The organism is Rhodococcus sp. IEGM1428 (genome assembly GCF_050321865.1).
Classification (GTDB): domain Bacteria; phylum Actinomycetota; class Actinomycetes; order Mycobacteriales; family Mycobacteriaceae; genus Rhodococcoides.
In genome coordinates, this window is sequence record NZ_JBNQFW010000007.1 from 26,936 (window position 1) to 46,969 (window position 20,034).

Sequence of the window (20,034 nt, forward strand, 5' to 3'; positions counted from 1 at the left end):
TCCTCAGCGCGACGCGGTCAGTCCGGCCACTCGTACGGCCCCGGCAGTCCCGATCACGAGCACCCCCGTCGCCACCGCGAAGGCGATCGAATAGGAGTCGCCGATGGCGGGTGCGACGATCAGTGGGCCGAGTACCTGCCCGACGCCGTAGAGCGCGGTCAGCGTCGCTGCGGTACGTCCGATGGGCAGTGTCTGGGCGGTGCTCATCGTCAGCATCGTGATGCCCATGAACGTTCCGCCGAACAGCAGAGCCGAGAACACGGCGGCGACGGTGTTCCCGGTGAGCGCGGGGAGTACCGCTGCGATCGATTGCAAAGCGAACGCTGCCACCAGGGCGTTGCGCATGCTGGTTCGGCGGGCGACTGCCTGCCACAGCACCGTCGCCGGTACCGCGGCGAATCCGACGACGATCCACACCGCCGGACCCACCGATGTGCTGCCGTGGTCACCGACCGTCGCCACGAGAAACGTACCGACGATGATGTAGCCGAGACCCTCGAGGAAGTACGCGAACAGCAATGTCCGCCATACGGTTCGGGTCCTGCGGTCGATCTCGCCGGGTGCAGCCCGCGTTGTGGGCTCGGGATGCACCGAGAGCGTCCATGCCGGGGCGATGAGGACCGCTGTCAGTAGAGCCGAGCACACCCACAGCGCCTCCCACGACAGATGTGGCCCGACGAGCAACGTCAGTATGCCCGACGCCGCGATGCCTGCGCCGACGCCGCCGAACGCGATACCGGGTGAGGCACCGTCGGCGCGATGTTTCGTCACGGTGCTCGCGCACGCGATGAAAACCGCGGCGCTCGCCAGGCCCGCCATAAATCTCAGGGCAGAGAACGCTGCGGTGGAATGGACTGCGGCCATGGCCAACTCGCTGGCGACGAGGACTACTGTCCACAGTCGGAACGATGTCGTCGTGTTGATCGACGGTCGCACGGACAAGACGATTGCGCCAGCGAGATAGCCGGCGTAGTTCGCGGTTGCGATGACGGCACCGCTGCTCGGCGTCACCTCCGCCGCGTCGACCATGATCGGTAGCAGCGGCGTGAACACGAAGCGCCCGACGCCCATCGCGGCCGCGAGTCCGGCCGCGGCAGCGAACGACAGTCGACGGCCGTTCATGGCGAGCACCCCCTATATCGTTAGCCGGGCCAACGGTACCCGCCGCATTCACGACTCCGGAATCGGACCGGACGGAACCGATCCGAGCCCACGGGCGTCAAACCCGATGACGCCGATTCACCGGGCGTCGATACGGTGCGACTCGGGGGAGCGTCATGACAGTGAATGTGGATCCAGTGATCCTGCGGCAGTTCTCGAATGTGTTGTCGGGAACGGGGGAGGCGATCGCCGAGTTGGATACCCTCGCCCCGTTCCGCGAGTCCGAGAATGCGCTGCAGGGTAGCGACTTCGGCGCAGCGTGTGCGGCGGCCGCGGCAGCGGCGGCGGGAGCCGTTTCAGCACTGGCCGGCCGGGCCGAATGCGTCGCAGACATTGCCCGCGGCGTCGCGCAGAACTACGAGATCGCCGACGACGAACTCGCCCGCCGCCTCGCTGCGATGGACCAGCCGAAATGACACCGACCGTGCCGCACGTCGCCGGCTGGGAGCCGGAGTCGATGCGCAAGACGATGATCGAACTGGCCGAGATCGTCGACCGCGTCAACGGCCAGCGCACCGGGGTGTTGGAGGAACAGGATGTGCTTTCCGAGACATGGACCGGCGACGCAGCAGGCGCAGCGGCCGAGCGCGTGGTGACCGAATGCTCCCGGATGAGCTCCGTGTGCGGTGAGATCGATTCGCTCGGTAAGGCATTCGAGACCGCAGCAGGAATGGTCGAGGCCGCGAAGGTGCACCTGCAGGCGCAGGTGTCGGCGGCGACCGCGAGCGGGTTCGCCGTACGGGCAGACGGTGTGGTCGATCCCGACGGGATGATCGCGCTGATTCCGGACAGCCTGGGCGAAGAGAAAGTACGCCAGGCCGACGAACTGCGCTCTGCTGCAGCGCAGTTGACGGAAGACATCCAAGATGCTCTGAAGCAGGCAGAGCGGGCGGCGCTCGACGCTGCGCAGCAGTTGGCCGAGCCAACGAAGCTGCTGACCGCTCTTGCGCTGGGCAGCCCGCCGGGAAAGTTCGTCGAGAACCCGGACGGATCGTTCTCGTGGATGCCGGACTGGCCGACGACCGTAGCATCGACGGTGATCGGTGGCATGAGCGACGCGACGAAGAGGGCGCTGGAACTTCCAGGTGTCAGTTCCATTGACGACGTCGCCAGGAACATCGGCCGTGGGCTTGGAGCCTTCGGTGCGGTTGCCGGAACGATTCCCTCCATTGCCCACGATATCGACGATGGAGTGGATCCGACCGAGGCAATCCTGGTGAATTCAGCGAGCACGGCCGTCGGTCTCGCGGCCGCAAGCTACGCCACCTACGCCCTCGCGGGACTCGGGAGCGCGGCAGGCTCGTTCATTCCGGGGCCCGGAACGGTTGCCGGCGGTGCCGCTGGGCTCGCGTTGGGAACCTTTGTCGGTGGCACCGTGAGCCACACCGTGTCCAAAATATTCGAATGGACTTTGCGATGATTCAACGTGGAGACGATCGAATACCTGCGTGGCAGAAGATTTCATTGCAAAAAAGCGTTGTGGGGACGAAGAAGCCACTGTGGGTTCCACTGTGGCGCAGCGTCCATATCGGGTGGCTCATAGCGTTCGCCGGTCTTGCGGGGACATCTGTAGCAATCCTCGTGACCGTGGTGGTTCTGTTCGAGCATCTGCACCCGGACGTGCTCATGGGATTGTCTTGGCTCGCGTTTTTTGTGGTTGTGGCACTCGGGCAGTCGGTGATGCTGTCCGGTGTCGGATCGGCTCGGTTGTCGCGTTTCGTACGACCGATCGATGTTGCCGTAGTGGGACGTGGCTTGGCGGTGCCTGGGCGCGGAGACTTTTTGCTCCGGACCTTGATCTTCGCCTTCGCGGTTCTGCTCGGCGTGTCGTACTTCCACTGGAGGGACGACGAACCCGGACGTCGCCAGTTCAGGGCGGAGATATCGACGCTCGTCGGTGCCCCGGTGGTGCTGCTGTGCTTCGTCCTCGGTTTCGTCATCGTCAACCGGACGAGAATTTCACTGCATCCCGACGGCATAGTGCAGGAGATCTATCGACGTCGGGCATGGAAGGTGACCAGCGACGTCACGGTTGTTCCGTGGGACGAGATTGTCGACCTGCAACCACGGACGCATCCAAATCCGGCCGTACCCCATCCGCACTTGTACCCCACTGTCCGCGTTGTGTATCGCGAAGCCGACAGCGAATCGGATCAGGAACTGATGCTGATGGTGTGCGAGAAGAAGGTCGAGCCCAACTCGTTGATCGCTCTGCTGCAATGGTGTCGCGACAATCCCTTGGCTCGTGCGCAACTGGGCCAGGACGATGCACGTGAATTGCTGCGTCCGCCCAGTCTGCGCGAGCGTATCCGCGCAGACCGAGCTGCATCGACTTCTGCTCGAAGGGATGCTGTTCGGTGACGGTTCGAGAGGGGTCGATCGAAAGCTTCCTTCAGCAGCAGGGTGTCGAACTCGTGCCTGTGCATCGCAGTGAATGCAAGAGATTCGGTCTCGAACTGCCGACAATGCCGGGCTGGGACCTGGTTCCCGAGCACTTGTTCCCGCATGCCACCGCGGTGCTGTGCTCGCCGGCGAATGCCGTCGACGGGTTCGTGCCGAATGCAATGGCTCTGGTGGGTAAGTTCACGCGATCAGTGGACCCGATCTCGTTGCTGAAGTGCGGGTTCGGAGACTCACGGGCGTTGCCGGGTTGGGTCGAAGTCAGTCGCGACCGAGCACCGCTGCGCGGACTCCCGTCCGTCTCGATCGCCGGTCGATACGACTGGGACGGTCGGACGCTGTTCGCCCGGACCCGCTATGTCGTCGTCCACCACATTGTGGATCAGTACCTCGTACAGATGACGGTCACCCTGCCCGACTTGGCCAGGGCTCGATTGGGTTGGGCAGCAGAGGAGTTCGTGGACGAGGTGCGGATCGGGTACGAGTGACTCACGCCGGAATCTGCTGCACCACCGCGGCGACGGCCTCCACCTGGTCCGCGATGCGAGGACCCCATCGACTCGACAGATCCTCGTCCATCGGGAAGATCCTGCCGTCCCGGACGGCGCGCATCGACCCCCAGCCCGGCCGAGCTGCGACGGATTCGGCTGTCACTCCGCAGCATTGGGCGTCGGCGAGGAAGACCACGTCGGGGTCCGCGGTGATCACCGTCTCTGCGGACAGCTGCGGGTAGTCGCCTGCATCGGAGCCGTCGGCGATGCTCTGCAGACCGAAGAGGCCGTAGATCTGCCCGACGAAGCTCTGGCTGGTCACGGTATACAGCGTGTCGTCGAGTTCGTGGAAATACGTCAGTGGCTCTGCGCGCGTCGGCACGCTGGCGACGGCGGCGTCGATCCGGTCACGCATCTGCGCGACCACCGCGTCGCCTTCGGCGTCGTGCCCGGTCGCGTCGGCCACTTGTTCGATCTGCGAGTACGCGTCGTCGAGGCTTGTCGCGGCCGGCAGCAACAGCGTCGGGACCCCCGCCTCGGCCAGGGTGGATGTCACAATGCCCAAGTCGGTGGAGGTGATCACCAGATCGGGGTCGTACGCGACGATCGCCTCGAGGCTCGGCGTGAATGCCGACAGGCCGGTCTTCGGCGCGTCGGCAGGATAGTCCGACTGATCGTCGACGGCCGCAACCTGCTCACCCGCGCCGACGGCGAACAGGGTCTCCGTCGCCGTCGGACTGAGCGAGACGATCGTGCGGGGCATCGCGTCGATGGTGACGGTCCCGCCGTCCGAGCCCGACGCGATCGACTTGGGAAACTCCCCGTTCGACGCAGCGGACGGGGTGGCAGGCGGTGCATCCGTCGTCGAACTGCCGCACCCGGCTGCAACGAGCGCGACGACCGCGAACCCTGCTGAGATCATTCGTACCGATCGACGCTGCACTGCCACTCCTGTGTCCGATGTCCCTGGAGGGCCAACACTATCGAGTCTTCGGTCACCGTCCCAGGTTGCGCGCCAGGTACCGCCCGGTGTGGGTGTCCGAGGTGAGCAGCCCGTCCACCGTTCCGGTGAACGTGATCAGGCCGCCGTTGTGCCCGCCGTCGGGGCCGAGGTCGATGACCCAATCGGCAGCGGCAACGACGTCGAGGTTGTGTTCGATGACGATCACCGATCTGCCCTCGTCGACCATCCCGGACAACAACGCGATCAGATTCGACACGTCCGACGGGTGCAGACCGGTCGTCGGCTCGTCGAGTACCAACACCGGTGACGATCCGACCAGCTCGGTGGCGAGCTTGAGGCGTTGGCGCTCGCCACCGGACAACGACGAGAGGTTCTGGCCGAGGGAGAGGTAGCCGAGCCCGACGTCTCGGCACCGCCGCAGAATGTCGCGGATCTTCTTGACGTCGAAGAAGTCCTGCGCGTCCTCGACGGACATCTCGAAGATGTCGGCGATGCTGACGCCGTCGACGGTGTGCCGGATCGCGCCCGACCGGAACCGCCTGCCCTGGCACGTCTCACACGTGCTGGTCACCGGGTCGGTGAATCCGAGATCGGTGAAGATCACGCCACTGCCCTGGCAGTCGGGGCAGGCACCGTCGGAGTTGGGTGAGAACAGCGATGGTGGCTGGCCGGTCTTCTTGGCGAAGTGCGCGCGGATCGGGTCGAGGAGTCCGGTGTACGTCGCGGGGGAGGAGCGGCGCGATCCGCGGATGGGGGCCTGGTCGATGATGACGGCGTCCGGCGCGGCCTCGCGGAGGTGTCCGTGGATGAGAGAAGACTTGCCGGAACCGGCGACCCCGGTGACGGCGGTCAGCACGCCCAGCGGAACGTCGACGCTGACGTCGCGCAGATTGTGGGTGCGTGCTCCGGTGATGCTCAGCCAGCCGGAAGGAGCACGGGGAGTGCGCAATTCGATGTTCTCACGCCGCAGGGCGGCGCCGGTCCGGGTGTCGGCGTCACGCAGCTCGTCGTAGGTTCCCTCGAACACGACTGTGCCGCCGGCCTTTCCTGCACCGGGTCCGATCTCGACGATGCGGTCGGCGATGGCCATCACCTCGGGGTCGTGCTCGACGACGAGGACGGTGTTGCCCTTGTCGCGGAGCGCGAGCAGCATGTCGTCGAGGCGGTGCACGTCGCGAGGATGCAACCCGGTGGTCGGCTCGTCGAAGACGTAGAGCATGTCGTTGAGTGTGGCTCCCAGGTGCCGGACCATCTTGATGCGCTGCGATTCACCACCGGAGAGCGACGACGTAGCGCGGTCCAGGCTGAGGTAGCCCAGCCCGAGATCGACGAGTCTGCGGAGCTGCGTGACGATTTCGCTGGTGAAGGTGCCCAGGCCTTTGATCTTCCAGCCGTCGATGCGGTCGGCGAGTTCGGATACCTGCATGGCGAACGCCTCGGGGAGGGAAAGCCCTTCGAGGGTGGCGCCTCGGACGGTCTCGTTGTAGCGGGAGCCGCCGCAGGCCTCGCAGGTGCCGCGGGTGACGATGCGCTCGAACGCCAGCTTGGACTTTCCCTTGAGCGCATCGGCGTCTTTCGCCAGGTAGCTGCGCCGGAAGCGAGAGACGATGCCCTCGTAGCTCTTCATGACTGCGTCCGGGTTCGTCACCTCGACCTCGCCGGGCTTGGCGTCGAAGAAGATGTGGCGCTCGCGGGCCGAGTACTGCTCGATCGGGACGTCCAGGTCGAACAGACCCGAGTCGGAGAACACCCGGTACGGCCATTTGCCGACCTCGAAGTCCGGATGCTTGAACGGCCCTTCTCGCAAGGATTTCGACTCGTCCACCAGTTCGCCGAGGTCGACGACCTTTGCTTCGCCGAGCCCCTCGCACTCGGGGCACATTCCGGCGGGGTCGTTGAACGAGAACGCGTTGGCGTACCCGATCGACGGCGTGACGCCGCGGGACCACAGCATGCGTAGCCAGTCCCCGATGTCGGTGATCGTGCCGACCGTCGAACGCGGGCCACCGAAGAGACGCTTCTGATCGACGATCACGACGGCCGACAGGTTGGCGATCAGATCCGCGTCGGGCCGACCGTAGGACGGAAGGAACGTCTGCGCGAACGCGGTGAACGTGGAGTTGATCTGTCGTTGCGCCTCGGCTGCGATGGTGTCGAACACCAGCGATGACTTGCCCGACCCGGAGACGCCGGCGAACACGACGAGCGAACGTTTGGGCAGGTCGAGGCTCACATCACGAAGATTGTTCTCGCGGGCACCGCGAACGATGATGGTGGACAGGTCTTGGTCAGGTGTGGCTGGCGGAGTGGAGATCATCGGCTGGGCTGGAGTCATTGCGCGGGAGTCGCCTTTCGCCGCCCCCGGCGCTGGTTCGCCCGGGGCCGACGCAGTCTACCGTACGGCGTACGGAAATGTTGCTCAGGCTCGTTGCGTACAGTCCACGGCCGGACCGCTGATGCGCACTCCGCGGCGTCAGGCGTGGTGTTGAACCACTGATGTCGTGTCACTGCTGGTCGAGCTGTAGGCGAGGTGACCTCCGATGAGTCCACCCACGCTGGCGGAAGCGAGACCGGCCGCGGCGAGCGCTTTGGCAACACCGTCGGTGTGCTTGCGGCGTCGTAGGTAGGAGCCGAGGAACAGGAATACGCCGGTCGCGTTCGAGGCCGCGTGGATCATCCCGACCCGTCGCTGGCGAACGTTCATCGTCGACCAGTCGGCCCAGCCGGTGGCGATAGCTGCCGGTGCGGACGCCAGCCCGACGGAGATGACCAGTTTGCTCGCCCGGGACTGGTGATTCATCAGGTCGAGTACCACTGCGCTCGTCCAGCTGCCGATGGTGACGTTGACCAGCGCAGGGTGGATGGGGTGTCCGATCCACCGGCCGCGGAGCGCGGAACCGATGGCGGTGTCGTCGAGTGCGGGCGCGAGAACTCCGTTGATCGCGTTGCTGGCTCCGTCGAGAAAGGAGGCCGATTCGAGGCTGTCCAGTGCTTGTTTGGCTGTCATACCTTCCCGCATGCCCCACTTGTCCTGTGCGAACCGTAAGGGCAGCCAAACACGGGACGAAATGCTTGGACGTCCTATAACGTCGGGTGATGAGCAGCGGAACACGAGTGAACACCGTCGACGGCGTCCTGCGACGGTCGGCAGCGAAATTCCCCGACCGTCTCGCGGTGACGTTCGAGGGACGCAGTCACACATACGGAGAACTCGATATCGCGGTCACCCGCGCCGCCCGACGACTGATCGCGTTGGGATTGAACAAGGGTGACCGCGTCGCGGCGTACGGCGTGAACTCGGATGCGTACGTCGTCGCGTTCCTTGCTTGTGCGCGAGCCGGGTTGGTGCACGTTCCGATCAACTACGCGCTCGTGGGCGAGGAATTGCAGTACCTGCTGGAACAGTCGGGCTCCCGCGTGGTTCTCGTGGACCCGGCGTTGACGGCCACCCTCGAGTCCGTTCGTGGAGACCTGACAATCGAGCACGTGGTCTCCCTTCCCGATGTACTGAGCACGGACGGTGACGGCTCCGAACTCGAACCCGCCGCAGAGTCGACCGACCTCGCTCAGTTGCTGTACACCTCCGGAACGACGTCGAAACCCAAGGGCGCGATGATGTCTCACGGTGCGCTGGTTGCGGAGTACGTCTCGTGTGTCATCGCGCTCGGGTTCACTCAGGACGACGATCCTCTGCTCGTGATGCCGATGTACCACTCGGCGGGGATGCACGTGTTCATGCTGCCCTACCTGTCTGTGGGTGCCACGGTGCGTCTGATGCGTAGACCCGACGTTCCGGAAATCCTGCGCCGCATAGAAGAAGAGAAGATCAAGTCGCTGTTCCTGGCACCGACGGTGTGGGTTCCGCTGGCCAATCACCCCGATCTGGAGACGCGCGATCTCTCGTCGTTGAAGAAGGCGCAGTACGGGTCGTCGATCATGCCGGTCACAGTGCTCACCCGACTGCGAGAGCGGTATCCGGACATAGAGTTCTACAACTGTTTCGGGCAGTCCGAAATAGGGCCGCTGGCAACGGTATTGCAGCCTGCTGAGCACGAAGCGAGGCCGGCATCGTGCGGCCGCGCGGTGTTCTTCGTCGAGACCCGCGTCGTCGACGCCGACGGCAACGATGTGCCGGACGGTGAGCCCGGCGAGATTCTCTACCGTTCCCCTCAGTTGTGCGACGGCTACTGGGACAAACCGGAGGCGACGGCAGATGCGTTCTCGGACGGGTGGTTTCATTCCGGCGACCTGGTGACCCGCGATGCCGAGGGGTTCATCACCGTCGTCGACCGGATCAAGGACGTGATCAACACCGGCGGCATTCTCGTCGCGTCACGCGAGGTGGAGGATGCGATCTACACCCATTCGGCGGTGGCCGAGGTCGCGGTGATCGGGACCCCTGACGACCGGTGGATCGAGGCGGTCACTGCTGTCGTCGTACTGAAGGACGGGCAGCAGTTGTCGGCGGAGGCGTTGATCGACCACGTCAAGGGTCGCATCGCGCCGTTCAAGGTGCCCAAGACAGTCACGTTCGTCGACGAGTTACCGCGCAACCAGAGCGGCAAGCTGCTCAAGCGAGAGTTGCGCGGTTGACCTGTGCTCAGGCTGCGCGACGTTTTCGTCGGTGGTAGGTGGGGATGGGTTGTCTTCGGGGGTCGACGGATTCGGGTGGGATGGCGTACGGGTGTCCGTCCTCGCCCATGATCAGTTGCCAGTCGCCGTGGTGGACGAGGCGGTGGCATTCCCCGCACACCAACGCGAGGTTGTTCAGATCGGTTACGCCGCCGTCTTCCCAGAACTTCACGTGGTGGGCCTGGCACCACTGCGCGGGGCGGCCACACATCACGCAGCAGGTATCGCGGATGGTCAGGGCGATGCGTTGGTCGTCGCTGGCGAGCCTGGTGGTGCGCCCAAGAGCGAGCGGGACGCCGTGGTCGTCGACGATGACCGGGGTCAGGTCGGCGTCGCAGGTGAGGAGTTCGGCGAGGGAGCGACTGATCGGGCCGGTCCAGTCGAGGTGGAACGGCCAGTCGGCGTCGCCCGGCTCCGGCGCAGACTTCCGCCCGGCACCAGCACCACCGGCACTATTACCGTCGGCTGCTTCTCCGCGGCGAGCATCGGCGTCGCCCCGCTCGGCCGCAGACCTCTGCCCGCCGCCATCACCGCCCGCTGCTACTTTGCCGCGGGCACCGGCATCGCCTGGCTCGGGCGCAGACCTCTGCCCGCCGCCATCACCACCGGTTGGTGCTCCGCCGCGAGCATCGGTATCGCCTCGGGCAGCGCCGTCAGAACGCCCGCCAGTGGGACCGGTGCTGTCACCCTCTTCGTGACGCACAGCGTCGCCGCCGGCACCGTGACGGCCGGCACCGGTTCTCATCGAATCCGTTGTTGTACTTCCGGGTTGCTCTTTGTCGCGAACGAGCAGGTCCCGCAGTGGGACGATCAGGTGCACCGACGCCCGCGACCCGCCCGCCGACCCGCGGCCACTGCCGCGCAGGTGTCGTTCGAGGATCTGATCAAGGGCGTCGGCTCGCCGCTTCGACGGGCTCCGTGGGTCGCGCTCACCACCGGGACCGGGCCGCGGTGCCGTCAACGCCGACAGGGCGGTGAGCAGCTTCTCGGCGAGAAGTCGGTCGGCGTTGCCACCGAATTGATAACGACCGTTCGCGAGAGGATGAAGATCGAATCGGTTCAGGTCCGGGTTCTCCGACACCGGTGCCGGCGCGGGAGTCGGCGGAACAGGCTCGGGTGCAGGCGGTTCCGGATCGGGCAGCCTGCCGCTTGGAGTCGATGAATGATCGCTCCGTCCCGCCTGATCTTGACGCTCCTGCTCCCGCTTTTCCTGCTCTCGTCGTTGTTGCTCGCGTCGGTCCCTCTCGTGCCGAGCTCGGGCGTCGTCGGCCGCAGAGTGCGCCAGTGCTTGCGCACGTGAGGTGACCTGACCGGCGGTATTGCGTATCGCGGTGTCGAGGAGTTCGGCGACGATTGCGTCGCGTCGTTGCTCGTCGAGGGTGGGGTCGGCCAGCAGGACGACGTCGTAGCCCTCGGCGATTGCTGCGGCGTGCGCGGCGTGAATCTCACCGCAGGCGAGGGCGTCGAGCACGGTGTGGTGATCGTGCAGCCAGTATCCCAGTGCGTTCTGGCGGGCGGCTGATCCGTCGGTGATCCGGACCGATCGGGCGTACCAGCGGGTGACGGACGAGTGCCCGAGTTTCATCGCCAAGCCGCGTCGGTCGATTTCGGCGAGCAGTGTCAATCTGGTTGCTGCGAGTGCGTTTTCGAGGGAGGTCACGTCAGCGAGCTCGGAGACCAATTCCTGGTTCCCGAGCTCGAACACATCCCCCCATGTCTTCACACCACGAAAGCTATACCCACCCACCGACACGTTTCTGCGGCGTAGGTCAGCGCTTCCACCGGATGCGGATGGGTCCTTTCGCGGTTGACGGATCGACGACGGATCCCTTCTGTGTGATCTCGACTTCTCCCGCGTCGACCATGCGGCGAGCAGCGCGGCGGACCGGCTCCATCAACTCGCGCCATCCGTCGTCGGACAGTGCTCGTGCCACGTCGGAGGGGCAGATCGTGGCGTCGCGGGATCTGGCGTCGAGCAGGGTTCGGATCTTGCCTTCGAGTTCTTTGTCGGTGGTGCTCACCTTGTGCCGCCGGCACGCGTCGCTGCAGTACTTGATGTCATCCCAGTTCTTCTCCCACTTCTTGCGCCACTCGATTCTCCGCCCGCACGATGCGCAGACCTTGTCCGCGGGGTGAGCCGTGGGGGAGCGACGGGAATGGGCCATGCTTCGACAGTAACCTCGTCGCATGGCGATTCGACCCATCCTCATTGCCGGCGACCCGCGTCTGACGACCCGAGCCAATCCCGTCACCGAGTTCGATGCGGAACTGGCAGCGTTCGTGGACGACCTGTTCGAAACGAACACCGCCGCGCACGGGGCCGGCCTCGCAGCCAATCAAGTCGGTGATCCCCGCGCAGCTTTCGTCTACGACCTGCGCGACGGCGGAGTGCGTCACCGCGGGCACGTGATCAATCCGGTGCTCGAGACGTCGGCGATCCCGGAGACAATGCCCGCCCCGGAGGACCCCGAAGGCTGTCTGTCGGTCCCGGGGGAGCGGTACCCCACGGGACGCGCCGAGTGGGCCCGCGTCACCGGCGTCGATGTGGAGGGGAATCCGGTGACGGTCGAGGGCGAGGGCTACCTGGCTCGGTGTCTGCAGCACGAGTGCGACCATCTGGCCGGCCACCTGTATCTCGACCGCCTGATCGGCCGCAATCAGCGTGCAGCGAAGAAGATGATCAAAGCCAATGGGTGGTTCGCGCGAGGTAACAGCTGGCTGCCCGGATCCGACTCGAACCCGTTCGGTTGGTGATCAGCACGGCCCGGTGAGTGCGCCATCTGTCGAGCGCTCCATCCTCGAACTGCGCTGCCGCCGAACACGGCACACTGGAAACCATGACCCCAATCGAAGCTCCCGTCGTCGCCGAGCGGCTCGGCCGTCGTCTCACGGTGTGGGGTGGTGGAAGTGTGCTCGCCGGAACGATGTTGGCGTTGCGCGGCTCGTCGCCCGCACGACGAGCGTTCGGTCTGCAGACGGCCGGGTGGGGTGCGATCGACCTGGCGATCGCGGGTGCCGGCGCACTGAGTTCGAAGCCGCCGACGTCGGCGAGCCTGAGCCGGCTGCTGTGGATAAACGCCGGTCTCGACGTCCTCTACATCGCGACCGGTGCGCACATCGCCGTCAGGAAGCCTCGCTTCGGCCGCCGGATCACTGCCGACCAGGCGTTGGGCCACGGAACGGCTGTTGTGGTCCAAGGCCTAGCCCTGCTGGTTCTGGACACGACGCACGCCCGCATGATCAGCGGCTAATCACACGAGTGTCATTCCCGCAGTAGACGATTTGTCAAGTACCGACACGACCCATTTGTTGCGCGATGAGTAGATTTGCGTAACACTCGTCCCATCAGTCACATGAGTATCGTGGGTCACACGGGAAACGGTGGGTTCGTCCATGCGTGTACGTAGTCGGCAGATCGCTGTCGGGGCTGTCCTGGCACTGGCAGTGAGCGGGCTCAGCGCTCTGACCGCGCCTACCGTCTCGGCCGAGCCGTGTGGTGGCCTCGGCGGACCTGGCTCGTCGCCGCTCTTCGGGTCCTCGGGCAGCGCGGGGATGTCGGGCAAGAACCCCCAGGGTCCGCAGGGGCCTCTTCCGCGCATCACCGGCAACACGCAGAGCATCGCCTGGGTCACCGGCCCGCAGAGCGTGAACGACACCTACAACACTCTGGCGATGTCGGGAACCGACCTGGGTATCAGTTGGGACAACGGCTCCGGCCAGATCCTGACGGCGTTCGGCGACACGTTCGGTGATTGCTCCTCGGGAAATGCGCAGTGGCGCAGCAATGCTCTGTTCCGGTCGGACAAGGCGTCGACCGATCTCTCCCAGGGAATCAAGATCGGCCCGGCCGACCCGAACAACAGCACCTCGGGTGCTGTTGTCCGAGCAAACAATCCACGCTACGCCGCCGAGATCATCTCGAGTGCAAAGCTACCGAGCGTCGAGGACACGACCATCCCCACGGCGGCCATCGCGATCGGCGGCACGCAGTACATCAACTTCATGTCGGTGCAGAGTTGGGGTGCTCCGGGTCGCTGGATCACGAACTACTCTGCGACGGCCAAATCGACCGACAACGGCCAGAATTGGACGACGGATCCCAAGACGATCCGTGTCAACAAGGGTGTCACGATCGAGGGCTTCACCAACGTTCACGAGAGCCAGGGCAAATTTCAGCAGAGCGCCTATGCGTTGAGCCGAGACGGCAAGTACCTGTACCAGTTCGGCACTCCCAACGGACGATTCGGCGACGCGTTCGTATCTCGGGTCGCACCCGACCAGATCGAGAATCTCGACGCGTACGAGTACTCGACGCAGGATCCTGACCCAACCAAGCAGTGGTCCAAGAACATCGGCGATACCGTCGCCATCGTCAAGGGCCCGGTCAGCGAGATGTCCGTTGCGTGGAGCGACTACCTCGGCCGCTACGTGATGATGTACGGGGACGAGAACTCTCGTACGTTGGTCGCGCGCACTGCCGAGAATCCCGAGGGACCGTGGAGCGCGCCGAAGACGATCCTCGACGCGAACCAGACGGCGGGCGGTATCTACGCACCGTTCATTCATCCGATGTCGAGCGGAAAAGACCTGTACTTCACTGCATCTCGGTGGTCGGACTACAACGTGCTGCTGCTGAAGACGAACCTCGATGCGCTGAAGTGAACTCCGCCGATCGTTCGACGGCCGCGTCGAGGTAGGCGTCGACGTCCAGATCGAACACCCCGGAGTTCAGGCCGCGCCGGATCGTCGAGAGATACCTGCTCGACGGTGCGCCGCGCGCCCGCACGATCGAACTGGTCAGCGTGAACGCGGGCAGTCCGTCGATGTCCGGGAGCCGCAGCAGAGCATCGTATTTTCCGCGGAAGCTCTCGCCTTGGCGATCCACTGCCAGCTGCGACCACTGTCCGATGGCGAGCGTCTCCGTCGCCCCGACATCGATGGCTGCGACGACGTTCTCGACCGCGGCCAGGTGAGCGAACTGGGCTCGTTCGATCAGATAGCCGTGCGCTACAGAACGATTCGCAGGATCGACGTTCGTCGACACGAAGGCGGATGCTCCGGTCCAGCGCCGGGACACTCCCGCGAAGTACAGCGCATGATCGATCCACAGCCACCGTTGTTCGGTAGGTAGTGACGCGGTGGGTGCCGGCGGGTGCGCGCCGAATTCCGAGTGCTCGTCGGATCCGGTCAGGTAGGTGTGGAACCTCTCGCGCAGCAGATTGGACCCGTACGAGACGTACCACAGCCGTTCGCTCATTCGGCCTCGAACAGCTGCCGGTACGCCTCGGCGAGTAGGTCGGCAGCGAGATCGTGGTTGTGTGCCGCTGCGCCCGTTGAGTTTCCGGACCGCATCAGTCGAGCGTTGAGGCCGTAGGCGAGGTCGTCGAACGTGTCGTCGTCGATACCCAGGTCGACGTCCACGTCCTCTTCCAGCAGCGCCCCGAGGTCGATCGACCACGACCACACGCGTTCGTCTCGGTACGGTCCGCGTCCGGCGCTGACGGTCTCGTTGGAGATCTCGAGCTGCTCGTCGGTCCGGTCGCGCGGAACGTTGGTATTGATGCGCAGGTCCAGCTCGATCGTGTCGTCTTCGTGCATGATCTCGTCGACGCGGAGGGTCTCGAAGCCGCCGCACGTCAGTGTCAGCAGACGTCGCGGACCGGTGTCGTCCTGTGCGTCGGAGAGAGCGCTGATCTGCCACAGGTACTTCTCGGTGTTCGCCGGGTCGGGGATCGAGGAGTTGATGTAGTCGGCCACGATGCTGCGGATGGCGGGGTAGGCGATGTGGTCGGAGAGCTCCCAGAACCGTCGACGGCTCTGCCCGACGGCCGCGTCCAGCAGCGTTGCGCGCTTGGCGCGTTCCTTCGGCAGTGCGGCTTTCGCGCTCGGTGCGTCGCCGATCGCGGTCGGCTCCGCCGGACGCTGACGCAGGTCGGTCAGTTGCGAGACGAGCGTTGTCAACTGCTCGAGCTTGTCCTCGGTCCCGGGGGTGAAGTCGAGCGAGTCGATGTCGGCCCAGATGGCGCGGTCGGCGGCGAATTGGGCTGCGACGGAGTCGGAGTATCCGACGAAGGCCTCGTCGTTCGTGAAGTGCAGGATGTACAGCCCGGATCGGTGATCCTTGGCCGCGAAGGTCGTGGCGATGGATCCGGCGTCGATGACATCGAACCGCTCGAAGGCGAACCCGTCGGGTGTGGAATCAGTCGGCATGGTCGAGAATCTACCGATGTGAGCTGAAAGCACCTATTTCCGGCCTTGTCCGCAATGTCGGGAATTCGTTCCAGAAACCGATGATTTAGGTGAACCTTCGTAAACTCGATGTTCAGACTTGTTCTGGCACCGCGTGTTCCGCATTGTCCGATGTACCGGAGGTACTTCCGCTACCGTGAACGAAAGACGAATTCGTGGTGCTATCTTGTGGAATGTCTGTTTCCACCGCTAACGAAACAAGCAGGTAACACGCGGTGTGAACAATGCCGAGAGCAGTGCCATCGGGCACGGCCGTGGTGCTCGATGGAAGGTGGTTGCGCGTGGGCGGTTATCTTGCGCGGAGGTTGCTGAACTACGTCGTCCTACTGCTCATCGCGACGTTTCTGACCTACCTTCTGGCCTCGCTCACGTTCGATCCGCTGTCCAATCTGCTCAGTCGCAATCCGCCGCCGTCGAGCGCTGTACTCGATGCCAAGCGCGCGGCGCTGCATCTCGACGACAACCCCGTGCTGCGCTATCTGAAGTGGCTGTGGGCAGTACTTCATGGTGACTTCGGTCAGACCATCGCGGCCGGCTCCGTCAACGACGAACTGTGGCGACGCATCCTCGTCTCGCTGCGGTTGGTAGTGCTCGGCACCGTCCTGGGCGCCGTGCTCGGAACGCTCGTCGGTGCGTACGGTGCCGTCCGGCAGTACAAGATCTTCGATCACGTCGCGACTGTCGTGACGTTCATCCTCATCAGCACTCCGATCCTGGTTCTGGCACCGGTTCTCAAATACCTTGCTGTGCAGGTCAATCAGAGCACCGGTAGCCAGTTCTTCCAATACACCGGTGAGACGTCGACAACGCTCGCCCCCGGTCTGATGAACGAAATTATCGACCGCGCACAGCATTTGCTGTTGCCGACCGTCGTGCTGATGTTGTTCACCATCGGCGGTTACAGCCGCTACATGCGCAGCTCCATGCTCGACGAGCTGAACATGGACTACATCCGCACGGCGCGCGGCAAAGGGCTCACCCGCGGCCGCGCGATCTTCAAGCACGGTTTCCGTACTGCTCTGATCCCGATGGCGACGCTGTTCGCGTTCGGTATGGGCGCGGTGATCACCGGTGCCACGTTCACCGAGCGCGTCTTCGGTTGGTACGGCATGGGGGATTGGCTGATCTACGGCATCACCAGTCAGGACATCAACATCACGCTTGCGGTTTCGCTGTTCACGGCTCTGTCGGTGCTCGTCTCCGGCATGTTGACCGACATCTTCACCGCCGCTCTCGACCCGCGCGTTCGCTACGCGGACTGACCCACCACCTCGGACGAAAGAAAGGACTGGCGATGGCGACACCCGTGGTTCCCGAGATCACCGCGGTGGACGGCCCGAGCGACTCGACGGCTCCGATCACCCGCAGGCGCTTGGTGTTGCGCCGGTTCCTGCGCAACCGGCCGGCGCTGGTGGGCATCGTGGTACTCGTGGCGATGTTCGTCGGCGCATTCGTGCTCCCGCATTTCATCCCGTTCACCTACCAGGAACTCGACGCGTACGCGCTCAACTCGCCGCCGACCACCCGGCATTGGTTCGGCACCAACCAGATCGGGCAGGACGTCTTGGCTCAGACGTTGCGTGGTCTGCAGAAGTCGCTGATCATCGGCATGCTTGTCGCGTTGATTTCCACGGTGCTCGCCGGTGTTGTCGGTGCGGTCGCGGGGTATTTCGGCGGTTGGACCGACCGCGCCCTGATGTGGGTCGCCGATGTTCTGCTCGTCGTCCCGAGCTTCCTGGTCATCGCGATCTGCTCGCCGCTGTTTCGCGACAAGAGCTTCTTCATCCTGGTGCTGCTGCTTGCGGCGTTCGCGTGGATGATCACCTCGCGCATCATCCGGGCGATGACGCGATCGCTGCGCGAGCGCGAATTCATCCGTGCCGCAAAGTACATGGGCGCAACGCCGAGCAGCGTGATCGGCAAGCACGTGCTGCCGTCGATGGCCTCGATCCTCATCGTCGACGTCACGCTCAACGTGGGTATTGCCATCATCGGTGAGGCGTCGCTGAGCTACTTCGGCTTCGGTGTCCAGCGGCCCGACGTATCGCTCGGCACACTGATCGCGGACGGGACGTCGTCCGCGTTGACGTATCCGTGGCTGTTCGCGTTCTGCTGTGGCGCACTGGTATTGATCGTGTTGGCGACGAACTTCGTCGGCGACGGCCTGCGCGACGCATTCGATCCGAACTCGACGAGGGGACAGGCACGTGGCTGAGACTGTGCCGGTGTTGAAGGTCAGCGGACTCGAAGTCAGCTTCCCGAGCGAAGAAGGCCGCGTCACGGCAGTCCGTGGTCTGGACTATCAGATCGACAAGGGCGAGGTCATGGCCATCGTCGGCGAATCCGGCTCCGGTAAGTCGGTCTCGTCCCTGGCCGTCATGGGGTTGCTCCCGCAGAGCGCACGCGTCACCGGGTCCATCGAGCTGAACGGCCGTCAGCTACTCGGTCTGTCCGATCGTGAGATGTCCCGTGAGCGTGGGCGTTCGGTGGCGATGATCTCGCAGGATCCGCTGACGGCGCTGACTCCCATCTACCGCATCGGCGACCAGATCGCCGAAGCGATCTCCGTGCACAACCCGTCGCTGAGCAAGACAAAGGTCGAGGAGCGCACCTTGGAGTTGCTCGATCTGGTCGGCATCGCAGATCCGAAAATACGGGCGAAGTCGTATCCGCACGAGTTCTCCGGCGGTATGCGCCAACGCGTCGTCATCGCGATGGCCATCGCGAACGATCCCGATCTCATCATCGCCGACGAGCCCACCACTGCTCTCGATGTCACGATCCAAGCGCAGATCCTCGACCTGCTGCGCACGGCCCGTGACGTCACCGGAGCGGGCGTCGTGTTCATCACGCACGACCTGGGAGTCGTTGCCGGCGTTGCCGATCGGGCCATGGTCATGTACGCCGGTCGTGCCGTCGAAACTGCTCCGGTGGACGAGCTGTACGCACACCCGTCCATGCCCTACACCGTGGGCTTGCTCGGCTCCGTCCCTCGCCCGGATCGTCCCGCGCAGGAGCGGCTGGTGCCCATCGAGGGCACGCCGCCCGCTCTGGTGAATCTCCCGACGGGCTGCCCGTTCGGGCCCCGATGCCCGTTGCACACGGAGGCCTGCGACAAAGGCGAACCGCCGTTGATTCAGGTTGCCCCGAATCACAGCGCGGCGTGCATCCGCATCGATGCGGCTACGGCCGAGTCGGTGGAGGCGGAATTCGAGGGTGCTCCGCGGTCGGAGGCCCCGGCGGAGTTGGTGGTGACCGTGCCGAAGGATGCTCCGGTGCTGTCGGTGACCGATCTGCACAAGAGCTACCCGATGTTCAAGGGCTCCGTGCTGCGGCGTCGGGCCGGGGAAGTACCTGCCGTACAAGGCATCAGCTTCGACGTGCACGCCGGATCCACTCTGGCCATCGTCGGTGAATCCGGCTGCGGCAAGTCGACGACCCTGCTCGAGATCATGGAATTCGTGAAGCCGCAGCAAGGCTCGATCGAGATCAACGGCGTCGAGCCCTACAGCCTGAGCCGGGCCGAGCAACGGAAGTTGCGCGCACACATCCAGATCGTGTTTCAGGACCCGATGGGCTCGCTCGATCCCCGTATGCCGGTGGGGGAGATCATCGCCGAGCCGTTGAAGATCAACGGCGTCCCGGTCGACGAGCGCACCCGCAGGGTTCGGGAACTGATGGACACCGTCGGAATGCGTCCCGAGCTCGCAGATCGGTATCCCACCCAATTCTCCGGCGGGCAGCGTCAACGTGTCGGTATTGCACGGGCTTTGGCGTTGAAGCCGTCGATCCTGGTCCTCGACGAGCCTGTGTCTGCGCTCGACGTGTCGATCCAGGCTGGTGTACTGAACCTACTGCAGGATCTGCAGGAAGAGCTCGGCCTGGCGTATCTGTTCGTCTCGCACGACCTGTCGGTGGTGCGTCACCTCGCCGACGAAGTGGCCGTGATGCGCAACGGAGTGTTCGTGGAGAAGGGCCCGACGGCGCAGATCTTCGACGCACCCAAGGACCCGTACACACGGGCACTTCTGAAAGCCATCCCCATCCCCGATCCCGTGCTCCAACGAGCCCGAATCGCCGAGGCCGCAAAACTGGCCGACGCCATTTGACCCGCAAGATACGGCACACTGAGAAAGG

Annotated in this window: 19 protein-coding genes and 1 pseudogene; 11 read left to right on the forward strand and 9 right to left on the reverse strand. The window is 64.6% G+C overall.

All coding sequences use genetic code 11. From position 1 onward, the window contains the following. Nucleotides 1-3 precede the first annotated feature (3 nt). Nucleotides 4-1,122 (reverse strand): YbfB/YjiJ family MFS transporter, encoded by a 1,119-nt coding sequence (locus tag ACQR3T_RS24945; protein ID WP_428695263.1) that lies wholly within the window; start codon nucleotides 1,120-1,122, stop codon nucleotides 4-6. Nucleotides 1,123-1,277: 155 nt separating this feature from the next. On the opposite strand from ACQR3T_RS24945, the gene ACQR3T_RS24950 reads away from it, so the two are divergent. From ACQR3T_RS24950 to ACQR3T_RS24965, 4 genes are read left to right on the forward strand one after another with little or no spacing between them, the layout of a single operon-like run. Next, the gene (locus tag ACQR3T_RS24950; protein WP_032379793.1) at nucleotides 1,278-1,577 is read left to right on the forward strand and encodes a type VII secretion target; all 300 of its coding nucleotides are present in this window, start codon (nucleotides 1,278-1,280) and stop codon (nucleotides 1,575-1,577) included. Next, complete coding sequence (locus ACQR3T_RS24955) at nucleotides 1,574-2,581, forward strand: hypothetical protein (RefSeq protein WP_428695264.1); 1,008 nt, start codon at nucleotides 1,574-1,576, stop codon at nucleotides 2,579-2,581. The genes ACQR3T_RS24950 and ACQR3T_RS24955 overlap by 4 nt, the downstream gene beginning before the upstream one ends. Nucleotides 2,582-2,640: 59 nt before the next feature. After that, the gene (locus ACQR3T_RS24960; RefSeq protein WP_428695265.1) at nucleotides 2,641-3,522 is read left to right on the forward strand and encodes a hypothetical protein; all 882 of its coding nucleotides are present in this window, start codon (nucleotides 2,641-2,643) and stop codon (nucleotides 3,520-3,522) included. Continuing rightward, nucleotides 3,519-4,049, forward strand: a complete 531-nt coding sequence (locus ACQR3T_RS24965) for an LpqN/LpqT family lipoprotein (protein ID WP_428695266.1) — start codon at nucleotides 3,519-3,521, stop codon at nucleotides 4,047-4,049. Before ACQR3T_RS24960 ends, ACQR3T_RS24965 begins: the two co-directional genes overlap by 4 nt. A gap of 1 nt (nucleotide 4,050) precedes the next feature. On the opposite strand, the gene ACQR3T_RS24970 is transcribed toward ACQR3T_RS24965, so the two are convergent. The 3 genes from ACQR3T_RS24970 to ACQR3T_RS24980 all read right to left on the reverse strand — a co-directional run bounded on the left by ACQR3T_RS24970 (nucleotide 4,051) and on the right by ACQR3T_RS24980 (nucleotide 8,023). Next, a complete protein-coding gene (locus tag ACQR3T_RS24970) occupies nucleotides 4,051-4,974 on the reverse strand; it encodes an ABC transporter substrate-binding protein (RefSeq protein ID WP_428695386.1) in 924 nt (307 codons plus the stop codon). A gap of 73 nt (nucleotides 4,975-5,047) precedes the next feature. Continuing rightward, nucleotides 5,048-7,351 (reverse strand): ATP-binding cassette domain-containing protein, encoded by a 2,304-nt coding sequence (locus ACQR3T_RS24975; RefSeq protein ID WP_428695267.1) that lies wholly within the window; start codon nucleotides 7,349-7,351, stop codon nucleotides 5,048-5,050. Nucleotides 7,352-7,489: 138 nt separating this feature from the next. Then, nucleotides 7,490-8,023: a DUF2231 domain-containing protein gene (locus ACQR3T_RS24980; protein WP_032379789.1), complete on the reverse strand. Its 534-nt coding sequence runs from the start codon at nucleotides 8,021-8,023 to the stop codon at nucleotides 7,490-7,492. An 89-nt stretch (nucleotides 8,024-8,112) separates the two neighbouring features. Between ACQR3T_RS24980 and ACQR3T_RS24985 the strand changes: the two genes are divergently transcribed. Next, a complete protein-coding gene (locus ACQR3T_RS24985; RefSeq protein WP_428695268.1) occupies nucleotides 8,113-9,609 on the forward strand; it encodes an acyl-CoA synthetase in 1,497 nt (498 codons plus the stop codon). Nucleotides 9,610-9,616: 7 nt separating this feature from the next. Here ACQR3T_RS24985 and ACQR3T_RS24990 read toward each other — a convergent pair whose 3' ends face one another. From ACQR3T_RS24990 to ACQR3T_RS25000, 3 genes and pseudogenes are all read right to left on the reverse strand, one after another. Beyond that, nucleotides 9,617-11,371, reverse strand: coding sequence for a DUF222 domain-containing protein (locus ACQR3T_RS24990; protein WP_428695269.1), 1,755 nt, complete (start codon nucleotides 11,369-11,371; stop codon nucleotides 9,617-9,619). A gap of 46 nt (nucleotides 11,372-11,417) precedes the next feature. Then, a complete protein-coding gene (locus ACQR3T_RS24995) occupies nucleotides 11,418-11,669 on the reverse strand; it encodes a DUF3253 domain-containing protein (protein WP_428695387.1) in 252 nt (83 codons plus the stop codon). Nucleotides 11,670-11,684: 15 nt separating this feature from the next. Further along, nucleotides 11,685-11,858: pseudogene (locus tag ACQR3T_RS25000) on the reverse strand (DUF2256 domain-containing protein); the annotation flags it as partial. On the opposite strand from ACQR3T_RS25000, the gene ACQR3T_RS25005 reads away from it, so the two are divergent. The 3 genes from ACQR3T_RS25005 to ACQR3T_RS25015 all read left to right on the forward strand — a co-directional run bounded on the left by ACQR3T_RS25005 (nucleotide 11,836) and on the right by ACQR3T_RS25015 (nucleotide 14,310). Beyond that, nucleotides 11,836-12,402 carry a peptide deformylase gene (locus tag ACQR3T_RS25005; protein WP_428695270.1) on the forward strand — a complete coding sequence of 189 codons (567 nt, stop codon included), beginning with the start codon at nucleotides 11,836-11,838 and terminating at the stop codon, nucleotides 12,400-12,402. The pseudogene ACQR3T_RS25000 and the gene ACQR3T_RS25005 sit on opposite strands and share 23 nt — an antisense overlap. Before the next feature lie 83 nt (nucleotides 12,403-12,485). Continuing rightward, complete coding sequence (locus ACQR3T_RS25010) at nucleotides 12,486-12,899, forward strand: DUF6992 family protein (protein ID WP_428695271.1); 414 nt, start codon at nucleotides 12,486-12,488, stop codon at nucleotides 12,897-12,899. A 142-nt stretch (nucleotides 12,900-13,041) separates the two neighbouring features. After that, nucleotides 13,042-14,310 carry a DUF4185 domain-containing protein gene (locus ACQR3T_RS25015; protein WP_428695272.1) on the forward strand — a complete coding sequence of 423 codons (1,269 nt, stop codon included), beginning with the start codon at nucleotides 13,042-13,044 and terminating at the stop codon, nucleotides 14,308-14,310. Here the strand turns inward: ACQR3T_RS25015 and ACQR3T_RS25020 are convergent. Together ACQR3T_RS25020 and ACQR3T_RS25025 are read right to left on the reverse strand one after the other, a co-directional pair. Then, the gene (locus ACQR3T_RS25020; RefSeq protein ID WP_428695273.1) at nucleotides 14,243-14,905 is read right to left on the reverse strand and encodes a hypothetical protein; all 663 of its coding nucleotides are present in this window, start codon (nucleotides 14,903-14,905) and stop codon (nucleotides 14,243-14,245) included. The two genes, ACQR3T_RS25015 and ACQR3T_RS25020, sit on opposite strands and share 68 nt — an antisense overlap. Continuing rightward, entirely contained in the window at nucleotides 14,902-15,858 is a 957-nt protein-coding gene (locus ACQR3T_RS25025; RefSeq protein WP_428695274.1) for a hypothetical protein, read from the reverse strand. The genes ACQR3T_RS25020 and ACQR3T_RS25025 overlap by 4 nt, the downstream gene beginning before the upstream one ends. Nucleotides 15,859-16,178: 320 nt before the next feature. Between ACQR3T_RS25025 and ACQR3T_RS25030 the strand changes: the two genes are divergently transcribed. From ACQR3T_RS25030 to ACQR3T_RS25040, 3 genes are read left to right on the forward strand one after another with little or no spacing between them, the layout of a single operon-like run. Beyond that, nucleotides 16,179-17,159 carry an ABC transporter permease gene (locus ACQR3T_RS25030; RefSeq protein WP_032394960.1) on the forward strand — a complete coding sequence of 327 codons (981 nt, stop codon included), beginning with the start codon at nucleotides 16,179-16,181 and terminating at the stop codon, nucleotides 17,157-17,159. Nucleotides 17,160-17,191: 32 nt separating this feature from the next. Further along, on the forward strand, nucleotides 17,192-18,112 hold the full coding sequence (locus ACQR3T_RS25035) for an ABC transporter permease (RefSeq protein WP_428695275.1): 921 nt from the start codon (nucleotides 17,192-17,194) through the stop codon (nucleotides 18,110-18,112). Further along, a complete protein-coding gene (locus ACQR3T_RS25040; RefSeq protein WP_428695276.1) occupies nucleotides 18,105-20,006 on the forward strand; it encodes an ABC transporter ATP-binding protein in 1,902 nt (633 codons plus the stop codon). Before ACQR3T_RS25035 ends, ACQR3T_RS25040 begins: the two co-directional genes overlap by 8 nt. Nucleotides 20,007-20,034: the final 28 nt, after the last annotated feature.